This window comes from Streptomyces changanensis, assembly GCF_024600715.1.
GTDB classification, from domain to species: domain Bacteria; phylum Actinomycetota; class Actinomycetes; order Streptomycetales; family Streptomycetaceae; genus Streptomyces; species Streptomyces changanensis.
The window spans coordinates 6,268,544-6,281,070 of record NZ_CP102332.1 but is presented as its reverse complement, the minus strand read 5'-3'; the positions used below and the strand labels follow the sequence as shown (position 1 = coordinate 6,281,070).

13 protein-coding genes and 1 pseudogene are annotated in these 12,527 nt (G+C 74.1%); 9 read left to right on the top strand and 5 right to left on the bottom strand.

All coding sequences use genetic code 11. The annotated features are described in order from the left end of the window. Positions 1 to 31: 31 nt before the first annotated feature. On the bottom strand, positions 32 to 853 hold the full coding sequence (locus NRO40_RS27495) for a tetratricopeptide repeat protein (RefSeq protein ID WP_058940456.1): 822 nt from the start codon (positions 851 to 853) through the stop codon (positions 32 to 34). A gap of 316 nt (positions 854 to 1,169) precedes the next feature. Between NRO40_RS27495 and NRO40_RS27490 the strand changes: the two genes are divergently transcribed. From NRO40_RS27490 to lepB, 4 genes are all read left to right on the top strand, one after another. Next, entirely contained in the window at positions 1,170 to 1,364 is a 195-nt protein-coding gene (locus NRO40_RS27490; RefSeq protein WP_058940454.1) for a hypothetical protein, read from the top strand. A gap of 172 nt (positions 1,365 to 1,536) precedes the next feature. After that, complete coding sequence (locus tag NRO40_RS27485) at positions 1,537 to 2,994, top strand: MFS transporter (protein WP_232790944.1); 1,458 nt, start codon at positions 1,537 to 1,539, stop codon at positions 2,992 to 2,994. Positions 2,995 to 3,116: 122 nt separating this feature from the next. Further along, positions 3,117 to 4,943: an asparagine synthase (glutamine-hydrolyzing) gene (gene asnB / locus NRO40_RS27480; RefSeq protein ID WP_058940453.1), complete on the top strand. Its 1,827-nt coding sequence runs from the start codon at positions 3,117 to 3,119 to the stop codon at positions 4,941 to 4,943. 187 nt (positions 4,944 to 5,130) lie between these two features. Beyond that, entirely contained in the window at positions 5,131 to 6,009 is an 879-nt protein-coding gene (lepB, locus tag NRO40_RS27475; RefSeq protein ID WP_058940452.1) for a signal peptidase I, read from the top strand. An 81-nt stretch (positions 6,010 to 6,090) separates the two neighbouring features. Here lepB and NRO40_RS27470 read toward each other — a convergent pair whose 3' ends face one another. Next, entirely contained in the window at positions 6,091 to 6,318 is a 228-nt protein-coding gene (locus NRO40_RS27470; RefSeq protein ID WP_058940451.1) for a hypervirulence associated TUDOR domain-containing protein, read from the bottom strand. A 149-nt stretch (positions 6,319 to 6,467) separates the two neighbouring features. Continuing rightward, a pseudogene (locus NRO40_RS27465) lies at positions 6,468 to 6,635 on the bottom strand (diacylglycerol kinase); the annotation flags it as partial. A gap of 175 nt (positions 6,636 to 6,810) precedes the next feature. Between NRO40_RS27465 and NRO40_RS27460 the strand changes: the two are divergent. Together NRO40_RS27460 and NRO40_RS27455 are read left to right on the top strand one after the other, a co-directional pair. Beyond that, positions 6,811 to 8,166: an outer membrane protein assembly factor BamB family protein gene (locus tag NRO40_RS27460; protein ID WP_079046794.1), complete on the top strand. Its 1,356-nt coding sequence runs from the start codon at positions 6,811 to 6,813 to the stop codon at positions 8,164 to 8,166. Between the two features lie 169 nt (positions 8,167 to 8,335). Further along, the gene (locus tag NRO40_RS27455) at positions 8,336 to 8,827 is read left to right on the top strand and encodes a DUF5709 domain-containing protein (RefSeq protein ID WP_058940448.1); all 492 of its coding nucleotides are present in this window, start codon (positions 8,336 to 8,338) and stop codon (positions 8,825 to 8,827) included. Here NRO40_RS27455 and NRO40_RS27450 read toward each other — a convergent pair. Beyond that, the gene (locus tag NRO40_RS27450; RefSeq protein ID WP_232790943.1) at positions 8,715 to 9,734 is read right to left on the bottom strand and encodes a hemerythrin domain-containing protein; all 1,020 of its coding nucleotides are present in this window, start codon (positions 9,732 to 9,734) and stop codon (positions 8,715 to 8,717) included. The genes NRO40_RS27455 and NRO40_RS27450 overlap by 113 nt on opposite strands. A 19-nt stretch (positions 9,735 to 9,753) precedes the next feature. After that, complete coding sequence (locus NRO40_RS27445) at positions 9,754 to 10,182, bottom strand: DUF4383 domain-containing protein (protein ID WP_232790942.1); 429 nt, start codon at positions 10,180 to 10,182, stop codon at positions 9,754 to 9,756. 367 nt (positions 10,183 to 10,549) lie between these two features. Between NRO40_RS27445 and NRO40_RS27440 the strand changes: the two genes are divergently transcribed. From NRO40_RS27440 to NRO40_RS27430, 3 genes are read left to right on the top strand one after another with little or no spacing between them, the layout of a single operon-like run. Then, positions 10,550 to 11,305 (top strand): hypothetical protein, encoded by a 756-nt coding sequence (locus tag NRO40_RS27440; RefSeq protein ID WP_058940447.1) that lies wholly within the window; start codon positions 10,550 to 10,552, stop codon positions 11,303 to 11,305. After that, the gene (locus NRO40_RS27435; protein WP_107114989.1) at positions 11,302 to 11,748 is read left to right on the top strand and encodes a phage holin family protein; all 447 of its coding nucleotides are present in this window, start codon (positions 11,302 to 11,304) and stop codon (positions 11,746 to 11,748) included. The genes NRO40_RS27440 and NRO40_RS27435 overlap by 4 nt, the downstream gene beginning before the upstream one ends. Continuing rightward, positions 11,724 to 12,398, top strand: coding sequence for a DUF3618 domain-containing protein (locus tag NRO40_RS27430; RefSeq protein ID WP_058940446.1), 675 nt, complete (start codon positions 11,724 to 11,726; stop codon positions 12,396 to 12,398). The genes NRO40_RS27435 and NRO40_RS27430 overlap by 25 nt, the downstream gene beginning before the upstream one ends. Positions 12,399 to 12,527 lie beyond the last annotated feature (129 nt).

Sequence of the window (12,527 nt, the reverse complement as noted above, 5' to 3'; positions counted from 1 at the left end):
GCGGTCCGTCAGGCGGCCGGACGGCGGCCCGTCAGCCGAGGTCCGCGAGGAGCCGGCGCGCCTGCCCGGCGGCGTACGGGTGCCCGGAGTCGACGGCCGTACCGAGCGCCGCCCGGGCCCCCTCGACGTCGCCGTGCGCGGTCAGCAGGAGACCGAGGTCGAGGGCGGCACGCGGGGCGAAGTCCCGGTGGCCGAAGTCGACGGCCCGCTGGTAGGCGGCCCGGGCGCCCTCGACGTCGCCCTGCTCCTTCAGCAGGAAGCCGAGGTTCGCGGCGGACATGGAGCGCACCTCGGGGTGGCCGGAGTCGATCGCCCACTGGTACGCCGCCCGTGCCTCCTCCGGGTGCCCCTGCCGCTTGAGGACGTAGCCGAGCGTGAAGGCGGCGCCCGGAGCCTCCTCGGGGTGGCCGGAGTCCATCGCCGCGCGCAGCGCCTCACGGGCGCCGCCCACGTCGCCCAGGTCGGCCAGCAGGTTGCCCAGCAGGGCGGCGGCCCGGGGAGCGGCGTCGGGGTGGCCGGAGTCGAGGGCCGCGCGGTAGGCGGCCCGTGCGCCGTCGGTGTCCCCGAGCCGGTGCAGGAGGGAGCCGAGGTTGGTGGCGGCCAGCGGGCCGGCGTCCGGATGGCCGGAGTCGACGGCGGCGCGGTAGGCGGTGACCGCGCCGTCGGGGTCGCCGTGGGTGGCCAGCAGGGCACCGAGGTTGGTCGCGGCCATCGCCGCGGGCCCGGGACACCCGGAGTCGACGGCCCGCTGGTAGGCGGCCCGGGCGCCCGCGACGTCCCCGTCCTTCTCCAGCCACATGCCGTGGCTCAGGTCGTAGCCGGCCTTCCGGTACGCGTCGCCGCCGTCGTCCATGTCCCCGCGCGTCCTTTCCCCGAGCCGGCGCCCGCGTCCGTTCACCATGCGTGCCACCGTCCGGCGCGCCACTGCTCGGGTGCCACCGTCCACGCGTGCCACCGCCCGCGTCGACGGACGCCGGCGATACCCGGCGGTGCGGGGCGGTGCAGACCGGCGTGCAGGCCGGCGTGCGGGCCGGTGGTGCGGCCGGTGGCGCGTTCCCGCGTGGGTGCGGGCCGGGCGGCGGCGATCATCCTGCCATGGAACCGGCCGCGGCCCCGTCGCGTCCTCGGCACCGGACCGCGGCCACCCGGACCGGGCGGACAGCCGGCAGGTGGACACGCTGCGCACCACCTCCAGCTGGTTCGACTGCTGGACGCGGGGCTCCCTGCACGCGGGCGGCGACCACACCTGGTACGGGACCACCGGTGACGACCGCGGAGCCTCCGGTTTCGTTCCCGCCTCGGCGGTGCACACGCCGCCCTCACTCGACGCCGACCCGTCCGCGCACGGCCTGCGCCGCTGCTGACCCCCGTACCGAAGGCAACCAACCCGGCTCGCCTTCGAGTTGAGCCGCCCGACCCACGGTTTTCGGACGTCAGGGAATTTCCGCGGAGCGTCGGGAACTCCCTCCGGTTCTCCCCCGACTCCTGAGATGGGGCCGTCGTCCGGCGGCCCCGACAGATGGGGGAGGGCCGAGGGTGTCAGAGCACCGTGCGGGTTCGGAAGCGCCCGGTCACATACCGGAACCCGGCGATCGCTGGCTCCTGGTGGCCGTGGCGGGCATGCTGTCGTTCGTGGCGATGCTCGACATGAACATCGTCAACATCGCCCTGGCGGCGATATCCGAGAGCCTGGACGTGTCGGCCGCGACGGCGCAGTGGGCCGTCCTCGGTTACCAACTACCGGTGGTGGCGCTGCTGCTGCCCGTCGGGCGGTGGCTCGACGGCGTGGGCACGCGGTCCGCGCTGCTCGTGTCGGCCGGTGGCTTCGCCCTCTGCAGCGCGCTGGCCGCCCTCGCCCCCTGGGCGTCCTGGCTGATCGCGGCGCGCATCGCCCAGGGGGCGTTCGGCGCCGTGCTGTTCGTGCTCATGCCGGTCCTGGCGATCCGCTCCGTACGGCCCGAGGCGCGCGGTCGGGCCATGAGCGTCCCGGCGACCCTCGGCCCGCTCGGCGCGGTGACCGGCCCGGCGGTGGGCGGACTGCTCCTGGACCACCTGGGCTGGCGGGCCGTGTTCCTGGTCAAGATCCCGTTCTGTCTGCTCGCGCTCTTCGTGGCGTGGCGGGCCATGCCGAAGGACGGGCGGCTGCGCGCGCTCGACCGCAGGGCGCTCGCCGACACGGTACTGGTCGCCTCCGGCGTGACGTTCCTCCTGCTGTCGCTGACCCTCGCCTACGACGACCGAGCGTGGCTGCTGCTCGCCCTCGCCGCGTTGCCGCCGCTGTGGTGGTGGGCACGTGGCCCGAGCGGCCGCCCCGTGACCGCCGCGATCAGCGCGTCCCGCTCCTACCCGGCGCACGGCGCCGTCCTGGCGCTCGCGGCGGCCTTCGCCGCCATGCACTACGTCACCGCCCTGCACCTCCAACGGGACAGCGGCTTCAGCGCCACCGCGACGGGACTGGCCCTGCTGGCGTTCCCGCTCGGCATGGGCGTGGCCGGGCCCGTCGGCGGACGCCTCGCCGACCGCTACGGCGCCCGGCCCGTGGCGGTCGTCGGCGCCTGCCTCACCGCCGCCGGGCTGCTCCTCCTCGTTCCCCTGGGCGACGGCTGGACCCTGCCGGACATGGCGTGGCGGCTGGCGCTGGCGGGCGTCGGCATGGGGCTCAACGGCGGCCCGACGCAGGCGCTCGTCATGAGCTCCGCCCCCCGGGAGCGGACCGCCACCATCGCGTCGACCATGCAGCTGTCGCGCAGCGCGGGCTTCACCGTGGGCCCGGCCCTGGCCACCGCGGCCTGGGGCCTGGCCGGCGCCGACGGCGGCGTCCGCGCCGGGCTCGTCCTGGCCGCCGTCGCCGCCTGCGCCGCCGTCCCCCTCATCTCCGTACGGGGAGGCCGATCCACCTCCGCACCCGATTCCGAGGCCGGTCCCAAGGCCGGCCCCGAGGGCGGTTCGCAGGCCGACCCGGCGTCCGGCGCGGCGCCCGCCGCGCGCCCCTGAACACCCGGTCCCCCACCCCCCGGTGTCCCGGCCCCTGCTGCCCGGCCGCCTCCGCCCCACGATCCCCGATGTTCCGATCCCACGAGTACCCCTGAACGCCCCAGAACCAGGAGTCACCCCCCATGTGTGGAATCACCGGCTACGTCTCCTTCCATCGCGACGCCCGGCGTGAGAGGCCCGTCATCGAGGCCATGACCGCCACCCTCACTCCCCGCGGGCCCGACGCGGGAGGTGTCTGGACCGGCGAGCACGCCGCCATCGGACACCGGCGCCTGGCCGTCATCGACATCGCCGGCGGCGTCCAGCCGATGCTGGACCGGCCGCAGGACCCGACCACCGTCCTCACCTACAGCGGCGAGGTCTACAACCACCACGAGCTCCGGGCGGAGCTGCGCGGCCTCGGCCACACCTTCCACACCCGCAGCGACACCGAGGTCGTGCTCCGCGCCTACGCCCAGTGGGGCGAGGGGATGGCCGACCACCTGGAGGGCATGTTCGCCTTCGGCATCTGGGACGAGCGCGAGCAGCGGCTGGTCCTGGTGCGTGACCGGCTCGGCGTCAAGCCGCTGTTCTGGGCCGCCGTCGACGGGGGCCTGGCCTTCGGGTCCGAGCCCAAGGCCCTCTTCGCCCACCCCGAGATCCGGCCCCGCGTCGACGCCGACGGCCTGCGGGAGGCGTACAGCCTGCTGTTCAACACCGGCCCCACCGTGTGGTCCGGCGTCCGGGAGGTCGAGCCGGGCGGGATCCTCGTCCTGGACCGGGGCGGCGTCCGCGAGCGCCGCTACTGGGAACTGCGGGCCCACCCGCACGGCGACGACCAGGACGCCACCGTCGAGCGCGTGCGCGAGCTGGTCGGCGCGGCCGCCCGCAGCCAGCTGGAGGCCGACGTCCCCCTGTGCAGCCTGATGTCCGGCGGTCTGGACTCCACCGTCCTCACCGGCCTCCTCGCCGACGAGCTGCGCCGGCGCGAGGGCGAGGACGCCCGCATCCGCTCGTACGCGGTCGACTACAGCGACCAGGCGGAGGAGTTCACCGGCGACGTGCTGCGCACCGGGCACGACACGCCGTTCGCCAACGAGGCGGGCGCGTTCATCGGGACCGACCACAGCACCGTGATCCTCGACCCGCGGGCGCTCCTCGACCCCGAGCACCGCAAGGCCGTCGTCGTCGCCCGGGACTCGCCGATCGGCGTGGGCGACATGGACACCTCGCTGTACCTGCTCTTCGGCGAGATCCGCAAGCACTCGACCGTGGCCCTCTCCGGTGAGGCGGCCGACGAGGTCTTCGGCGGCTACCCGTGGTTCCACAACCCGAAGGCGCTCGCCGCCGAGACCTTCCCCTGGCTGCTCGTCACCGGGGACGAGGCCGCGATGCCGATGAACCCGGACCTGCGCCTGGGCCTCACCGAGTTCCGCGAGAACACCTACCGCGCCGCCCTCGACGCCGTCCCGCACCTCGACGACGAGACGCCGGCCGAGCACCGCCAGCGCGTGATGCAGCACGTGTCGCTCACGCGGTGGCTGCGCCAGCTCCTGCACCGCAAGGACCGGCTGAGCATGGCGCAGGGCCTGGAGGTGCGCGTCCCGTACTGCGACCACCGCCTGGTGGAGTACGCGTTCACCACCCCCTGGTCGCTGAAGAGCTTCGACGGCCGGGAGAAGAGCCTGCTGAGGGCGGCGGGCGCCGGGTACGCGCCGGACTCGGTGCTGTACCGGCCGAAGAACCACTACCCGGCCACCCACCACCCCGACTACAACCGCGGCCTGCAGGCGATGGCCCGCGACGCCATGTCCCTGGAGCAGGTCCGCATGCTGGCCGACGAGCGGCTCGTCAAGCCGTGCCTCGACACCCCGGCCGAGCAGCTGGAGTGGGGCCACCGCCTGCGCCTGGAGCGGGTCGTGGACCTCGCCCTGTGGCTGGACCACTACAAGCCGGAACTCGCCCTCTGACGGGTTCCCCGGTCTCCGGTCGTGACCGCGCCCTCCCTCCCCGGGGGCGGTCACGACCGTGAGGAACACCTCCCGCCACCCCGGGGAGTGGTCGACGGCCCGGCGGGGAACTCCCGTTCGCCCCGGGACGTGTAGAGAACGGGGTGCTGGTCACGGCCCCCGGAGGCGACCAGACGGGGGGCCGGCGATGACCACCGCCGAGCACGAGAAGGCAGCGGACCACGGGAGCGGCGGCACGCACGCCCAGGACGGCGAGAGTGGTACCGGTGGTGCGGCAGGCGGCGCCGATGGTGAGGGAAGCGGCGTCGGCGGCGGGGAGGGCGGTACCGGCGGCGGAGCCGGCGCGGTGGCCGGGGGCGTCCCGGGCGCCCGGCGTCGGCGCGGGGGCGGGGCGCGGCGGCCGTGGTGGAAGGAGTTACCGGTCCTGATCGGTGTCGCCCTCCTCCTGTCGCTCGGGATCAAGACGTTCGGGGTGCAGCCCTTCTCCATCCCCTCGGGGTCGATGGAGAACACCCTGCGGGAGGACGACCGGGTCCTGGTGGACAAGTTCACCCCGTGGTTCGGCTGGACCCCGCAGCGGGGGCAGGTCGTGGTCTTCCGCGATCCCGGCGGCTGGCTCCCCGAGGAGCCGCGCGAGACGGACGGCGCCCTGGTGCACGGGGTACGGACGGCCCTGGGCTTCGTGGGGCTGACGGCCCCGCCGGACGAACGGAACCTGATCAAGCGGGTGATCGCCGTGGCGGGTGACACCGTGACGTGCGAGCGCGGCCGACCGCTGCGGGTCAACGGTGCCGCCCTCGACGAGCCGTACCTCCATCCGGGTGCCACGCCGTGTGACGACGCCCCCGTGGGCACGGTCACCGTGCCCGCCGGGCACCTGTGGGTGATGGGCGACCACCGCGACGACTCCCGGGACTCGCGCGCCCACGTCCACGGGCCGGGCGGCGGTTTCGTCCCCGTGGCGAACGTGGTGGGCCGGGCCTTCGCCGTCGCCTGGCCCGTCTCCCGCTGGTCCCCCCTTCCGGTACCCGACACGTTCACGGCGCCTGGCGCACCGCGCGGCTGACCGGTCGTCTCGGGTGCCCGGGTCGGGGCCGGCCGGCGGGGGCCGGACCCCGGGCCGGTTCCGGGCGGTGTACCGGGTGGGTCAGGACCTGCGGCGCTTCTTGTGCAGGGCGTCGGGGCGGTGCACCGCGGTGCGGCCGGACTTCTCGCTCTCCACCTCGTACTGCGGGTCGTCCTTCGAGGCGTCGACGGTGCGGCCCGACGCCTCCGTCCGCTTCGTGATCTTCTTTTTGACCTTGCCGGGGACGGTCTGTCCGTGGCTGCGCCAGGTGACCTCGTCGCCCTTGCTCAGGCCGTCGTCCCTCGCCATGGGCCTTCCTTCCGCGGGGTGCGCTCGGCGCGGGCCCGCGCCGGGTCCGCGTCCCCCAGCTTCCGCCGCTCCCCCGGCGTCCGCACCTCGGACGGGCGCGGGCCGGGGCGGGCACCTCACCGCGGCGGGACGGGTCCGGGGCGTCCCGCCGCGGTGCGGCCCACCGCGGCGGCGAGCTTGCGCAGGCGGCGCCAGTCGAGCGGGGGCTGTGCCTCGGGGACGCCGGGCCGGTGGCGCGGTACGCGGACCCGCAGCACGCCGGGCGCGGTCCGGCAGCGCACCGGGGAGGGCAGCACCAGGGCCTCGCCGTCGATCCCCCCTCGATTCCGGATGCGGTCCCGACCCCGGGCTCGGTCCCGGTCCCGGTCCCGGACCCTCGACCGACAGGGAAGCGCCTTCCGTCCGGACGAACCGGCCCCCTAGGATGATCACCGCCGAGGAACGCGGAGGTCCTGAGGACCGTCGACGGCGACACACACGGGGGAAGCAGACATGACTGCGCGGGTGAACGACGTGCCGTACGGCAGACGGACCAGGCACACCCTGTCCACGACGGTGGCGGTCCTGGTCGCCCTCTGCGCACTCACCACCGGATGCTCCTCCGAGGCCGAGGAATTGGGCGTCGCCTGGGACACCCCTGCGGACCGCAAGGCCGAAGAGCAGGGCAACGGGGCCTGGCTGTCCGGCGATACGCTGGTCCACAGCCGCTTCGACACGGTGCGCGGGTACGACGCCCGTACCGGCAGGCAGAGTTGGAAGTACGTGCCACCCGGCCGCTCGGCGGTCTGCCACGTCGCCGACGACACCGACAGCTCGGTCCTGGTCCTCACCCGCGACGGGGACGGCACTTCCGCCGCGGCCAAGGGCAAGCGATGCGCCGACGTCGTCGCGATCGACATGAACAACGGCCGCGAGATCTGGCACACCCCTCTTCCCGCCCTCGATCCCTGGGCGACCCGCCTACAGCCCTACACGGTGTCCGCCGGCGGCGGCATCGCCGTGCTCCTTCGGGGGGACGACCTGCAGGCCGTGGACGTGCGCACGGGGAAGGCCCGCTGGAAGGCGGCCCTGCCCAAGGGCTGCGTACCGGGTACGACCGCGGTGGCCGAGCGCCAGGTCGCCGCCCTCCTTGCGTGCGGCGGCACCGAGTACCTCTTGGGCGACAAGGTCCCGAGCGACGCCGAACTCTTCGTCGCCACCTTCGCTCCCGCCACCGGCGCGCTCCTGTGGTCCGCCCCCCTCGGGAACCGGAGCACTGTCCCCTGGGACGCTCGTGCGGACTTCGTCTCGGCCGACCCGGTGGTCGTAGCCGCCTCGGCATCGGGCGACTCCGACTCCGGAGCCTACTTCTCCTTCGGCAAGAACGGCCGCCCGAACCCGCCGATCGATTTCAGCGGTCCCTACGGCGAGATCGAGCGCTCCAGACGACTCACGGCGGCGGCGGACGACAGCAGGCTCTACGCCTTGCCCCTCCACCGAGTGAGGAACAGCCGTGTCGACCCCCACCGCCTCACCGCGTTCGACCTGGCCACCGGGGACCCGGTCTGGGGCGGCAGCGTGGACGACGACCGCCTCGACGGCGACACCGGCTACCACATCATTCCCCAGGACGGGAAAATCACCGTCCTCACCTCGCGTCACGAAACGTCCTTCTTCGGCGACCCCAGTTCCACGAACAGCCTGCGGGTCCTCGACGGCGCCACGGGCGAGCAGCGCGAAGTCCACAGCTTCCCCGAGGGGGACGATCCGGTGGACGCGCTCTTCGTGCACGAGGGTCGGCTCATCGGCGCCCGCTACAAGTCGTACGGGTCACGGAACAAGCCCTTCACGTCCTACGAACACCGCTGACCGTCGACCAGACAGCCGTCACCCTCAAACGGCGCTCCCGACAGCGACCTCCGCCACCCGGATGCCCTACGGCCCCGGGCGCCCCTCCCGGAACGGGGTTGATCTGGCCTTTCGAGGAAACCCGGGTGACGGGCACACCGCTGCCCGACCCGAGCAAGGAGGAGGCGACATGGGTGACGACCGGATGGCGGACGACGTCTACCAGCCCACCGGTACCAACGAGGAGCAGGAGGACGGTGCGCCGCTCGACCTCCAGGATGCTGTGGACGAGCGGACGTACGACGACATGCTGGACGAGGGGTACTCGCCCCCCGAGCGACCGCTCGGCGTCACCAAGCACGGGACGACGGCGGCCGAGCAGCGCGAGGGCGAGACGCTGGACCAGCGCCTGGAGCAGGAGGTCCCCGACGTGGCGCCGCAGCCGGGCGACGGTCTGGGGGACCTGCCGGGGGGCGACGGGGAGCTGGTGGACCCCGAGGCGGGCGGTGCGCGCGCCGGGCGGCTGACCGCGCCCGACGAGGGCGCGCGCCCGGACACCACCAAGGAGCTCATCGCCGAGGACCAGGGCATCGACGCGGGAGCCGCCGGCGCCGAGGAGGCCGCGATGCACATCGTGGAGGACGGCCCCGCCGTGGAGCCGGACGACGACCGCGCCCGCTGACCCGCCGGCCACATCGGCCCGTACGCCTGACGCCCGGGGCCGCCACGCACAGGGAGTGCGCGGCGGCCCCGGGCGTCTGGCGTCCCGCCGAGTGCGGTGATGCCCGGCGTGGTGGTGGTGGGGGTGCGGTGAGGCCCGTCGTGCACGTGCGTCTGCCGTACGGGTACGCGCCACGTACGTGCCGCGCGAGCCGGGTCAGGCGGGTCACGGCGGACGGGCGGCGCGGTCGGCGGTGGCGCCGCCGGACGGCGCGGGTGAGGGCCCAGGCGGCGCCCAGGCAGGCCGCCGCCACGGCGAACCTCCTGCCGGCCAGGGAGCCGACACCGGCGGGCAGCAGGTCGCGTGCCCGGTCCAAGGCGCTCAGCGGTACGCCGAGGAGGGCGTTGCCCGGGGGTCGGCGCGGCACGGCGGGGTGCGGCCGGGTGGGAGCGGTGCGGCGCACGGTCTCCCACGCCGAGCCGAGCCGGCGCAGCCTGGCCCGGTCGAGGAGTTCCTGCAAGCGGGGCAGGAGGAGGTCCTCCTCGTCGCGGATGTCCTGCCGGATCAGGGCGAACGCCTCGGCGGCGAGTTCGTCGTGGAGCGGGTCGTCCGCGCCGACCCGCTCCATCTCGGTGACGAGGTCGTTGATCCGTTGGTGCTCGTCCTCGACCCGCGCCGTCAGCGCCTCGCCGTCGGGTGCGAGGCGGCGCAGCGCGGGCCACAGCACGGTCTCCTCGGCGAAGGCGTGGCTGAAGGTGAGCTGGACGAGGTCGCGGAGGACGCGCTGCCGCTCGTCGGACGATCCGCCGCCCGATTCGTACCGTCGCATCAGGCGTTCCAGTTCGGCGTGGTCCCGGCGCTGACGCGCCAGGACGCTCGCCTCGCCGCCGAGCTGCTCGACGCTCTGCTCCGCGATCGACAGGGTCATGTACGGGTCACCTCGGTCGTCATCGTGTGTCGGTCCGGGAACGGCGGGTCAGGGCGACGCCCAGGGCGATCATGACGAGGCCGAGTACCAGGTGCAGCCAGTTGTCGGCGTTGTTGACCGGCACGAAGTTCGCGCTGCTGTCGTGGTCGATGATCAGCCCGTACAGCCACAGCACCAGGTAGATCACCCCTCCGCCGATCAGGTACGTGCGGGCGGTGGAGGCGGCGCGGGACATGAGGACGCCCGCGACGCCGAACAGCAGGTGCACGATGTTGTGCAGGACCGACACCTGGAAGACGCCCAGCAGCTTCGCGGTGGAGTCGTGCTCGGCGAACTTGAGCGAGTCGTAGTCCGTGGTGACGCCGGGGATGAACCCCAGGATGCCCACCAGCAGGAACACCGCCCCCATCAGAAGCGCGGCCTGCTGGACACGGGAGCGAGCCGTCATCGGCGCACGGTGCGTAGCCATCATGATCGAACCGCCTCTCTGCCGGGACTCCGCAGGGGCGCGGCGCCGCCCGGCGTTCAGGTCACCTCGCCGATTACCCCCCACGGACACGGCTAGGCCGCCTGCCCGGGATCGGATTCCGCTTCCGCCCCCGAAGACCTCGCCGGCCTGCTCTCCCGCGGTCCGCCGACCCTTCCGCCGAGCGGGTTTTGCCGGGCCCCGGCCGGCCCCGGTCCGGTTTGGGCCCCGTTTATCCCCGGTTCCGGTCCGGTGCGAAGAACCGGTGGCAGTTCATACCGATGGCTCGCCCGGATCCGGGTACGCGGAGGTGGAACGCAACCCAATCCATTCCATTTCGGGAGGATTCATGAGCGGCTTCGAAGAGCCAGGGCGCCGCGAGGACAGCGCGCCCCGCGCGGCAGCGCGTACGGCGCAGGACAAGGCGGTCGAAAGCGCCGGGTTGGTCGGCGACAAGGCCGCAGAGGTGGCCGGTACCGCGAAGGAGCAGGCTGCCGGTGTCGCTCACGAGGCCACGACGCAGGCGCGCGACGTCGTCGGAGAACTGCGGGGCCAGCTCCAGGAGCAGGCGCACACCCAGACCCGACGGCTCGCCGACAACGTGCGTCGGCTCGCTGACGAGCTGCGTGAGATGAGCGACCACGGCAAGCCGGACTCGGGCGTCGGCGGCGTGGTGCGGCAGATATCCGACGGCGGTCACCAGGTCGCCTCCCGTCTTGAGGAGCGCGGGCCCGACGGGCTCGTCGACGACCTGCGGGACTTCGCCCGGCGTCGGCCGGGGGTGTTCCTCGCCGGGGCCGCGCTGGCCGGCTTCGTCGTCGCCCGCGCCGGCAAGGGCGTCAGCGCCGCCGGCTCGTCGGCCTCCGGTGGACCGTCGGGGACGGCCGGTCCGACGGGGACCACCGGATCCTCGGGGGCCCTCCAGGAGACGCCGGCCCCGTACCCGCCGCCGCCCAGTGGCCTCGGGACGCCGACCGGATCGCCGCCGGTGACACCGACGACGCCGACCACACCCGCCCCTCCGCCCGTGGCACCGCCGGTCGTGCCCCCGGTCCCGCCGTCCTCCCCGAACACCCCCTACCCGGGTGAGGGGGGCCTGCGATGACCGCACTGTACGAGCACGACGACCGGTTGCGCGTCCGCGACCTCCAGCCGCCGCCCGCCACCGCGAGCGACACCTCGATCGGTGATCTGATCAGCGACATCAGCGCGGACGTGTCGCAGCTCGTCCGTGACGAGATCGAGCTGGCGAAGGCGGAGATCAAGGAGGAGTCCACCAAGGCCGGCAAGGCCATGGGCATGCTCGGTGGCGCCGGATACGCGGGCCACCTGGTGCTCCTCCTGGGCAGCCTCACGCTGATCTTCGCGCTGGGCAACGTGATGGACCTGGCGTGGGCCGCGCTGATCGTCACCGCCCTGTGGGCCGTGGTGGGCGCCGTGCTCTACACGACCGGCCGCAAGCGGATGCGCACCGTCAACCTCAAGCCCGAGCAGACCATGGAGAGCCTGAAGGAGGACGCCCGATGGGCGCGACACCCCAGGAACTGAGGACCGACGTCGAGTACCGCCGGGCCCACCTGGCCCGCAGCGTGGACCTGCTGGCCGACAAGGTGACCCCGGGCAGGGTCGTACGGCGCAAGGCGGGCTCGGCCCGCGACCGGTTCACCGGAGTGAAGGAGCGTGTGATGGGCACGACCCGCGACACCGCCGGCGGCATGGCGGAGTCCGCACACGGGATCGCCGACAGCGCGGGCCAGACGGCCGGAAGCGTCGCGCGGTCCGTGCAGGAGACCACGAGCCGGGCGGGCGAAGCCCTCCAGCAGGCTCCCGAGCAGGCCAGGCGGCAGACGCAGGGCAGCCCGCTCGCCGCGGGCCTCATCGCCTTCGGCGCCGGCATGCTCGCCGCGGCGCTGCTGCCGGCCACCAGCGCCGAGGAGCGCGTCGGACAGCAGCTGCGGGAACACTCCGACGAGCTGCTGGGGCCGGTGAAGCAGCAGGCCACCCAGGTCGCGCAGGAGGTCAAGGAGGAACTGCGCGAGCCCGTCACGCAGGCCGTGGAGTCCGTGAAGTCGACGGCGCAGGACGCCGTGGGGACGACCAAGGAGCAGGCGCAGACGGCCGGGCAGGACACCGCCCAGGGGCTGCGCCGGGCGGGTCAGGACACGGTCGCCGAGGTACGCGACCAGTCGGGGCGCTGATCGCGCCACACGGGAAAAGCGCCCGCGTTGCGGGAAGGGGTGCGGTGCCGGCGGATGGACGCCCGGCACCGCACTCTCTGTGTGGGTCCCCGTCCCGGGCCCGTCCGGGACGGGGACCCTCCGGCCCGC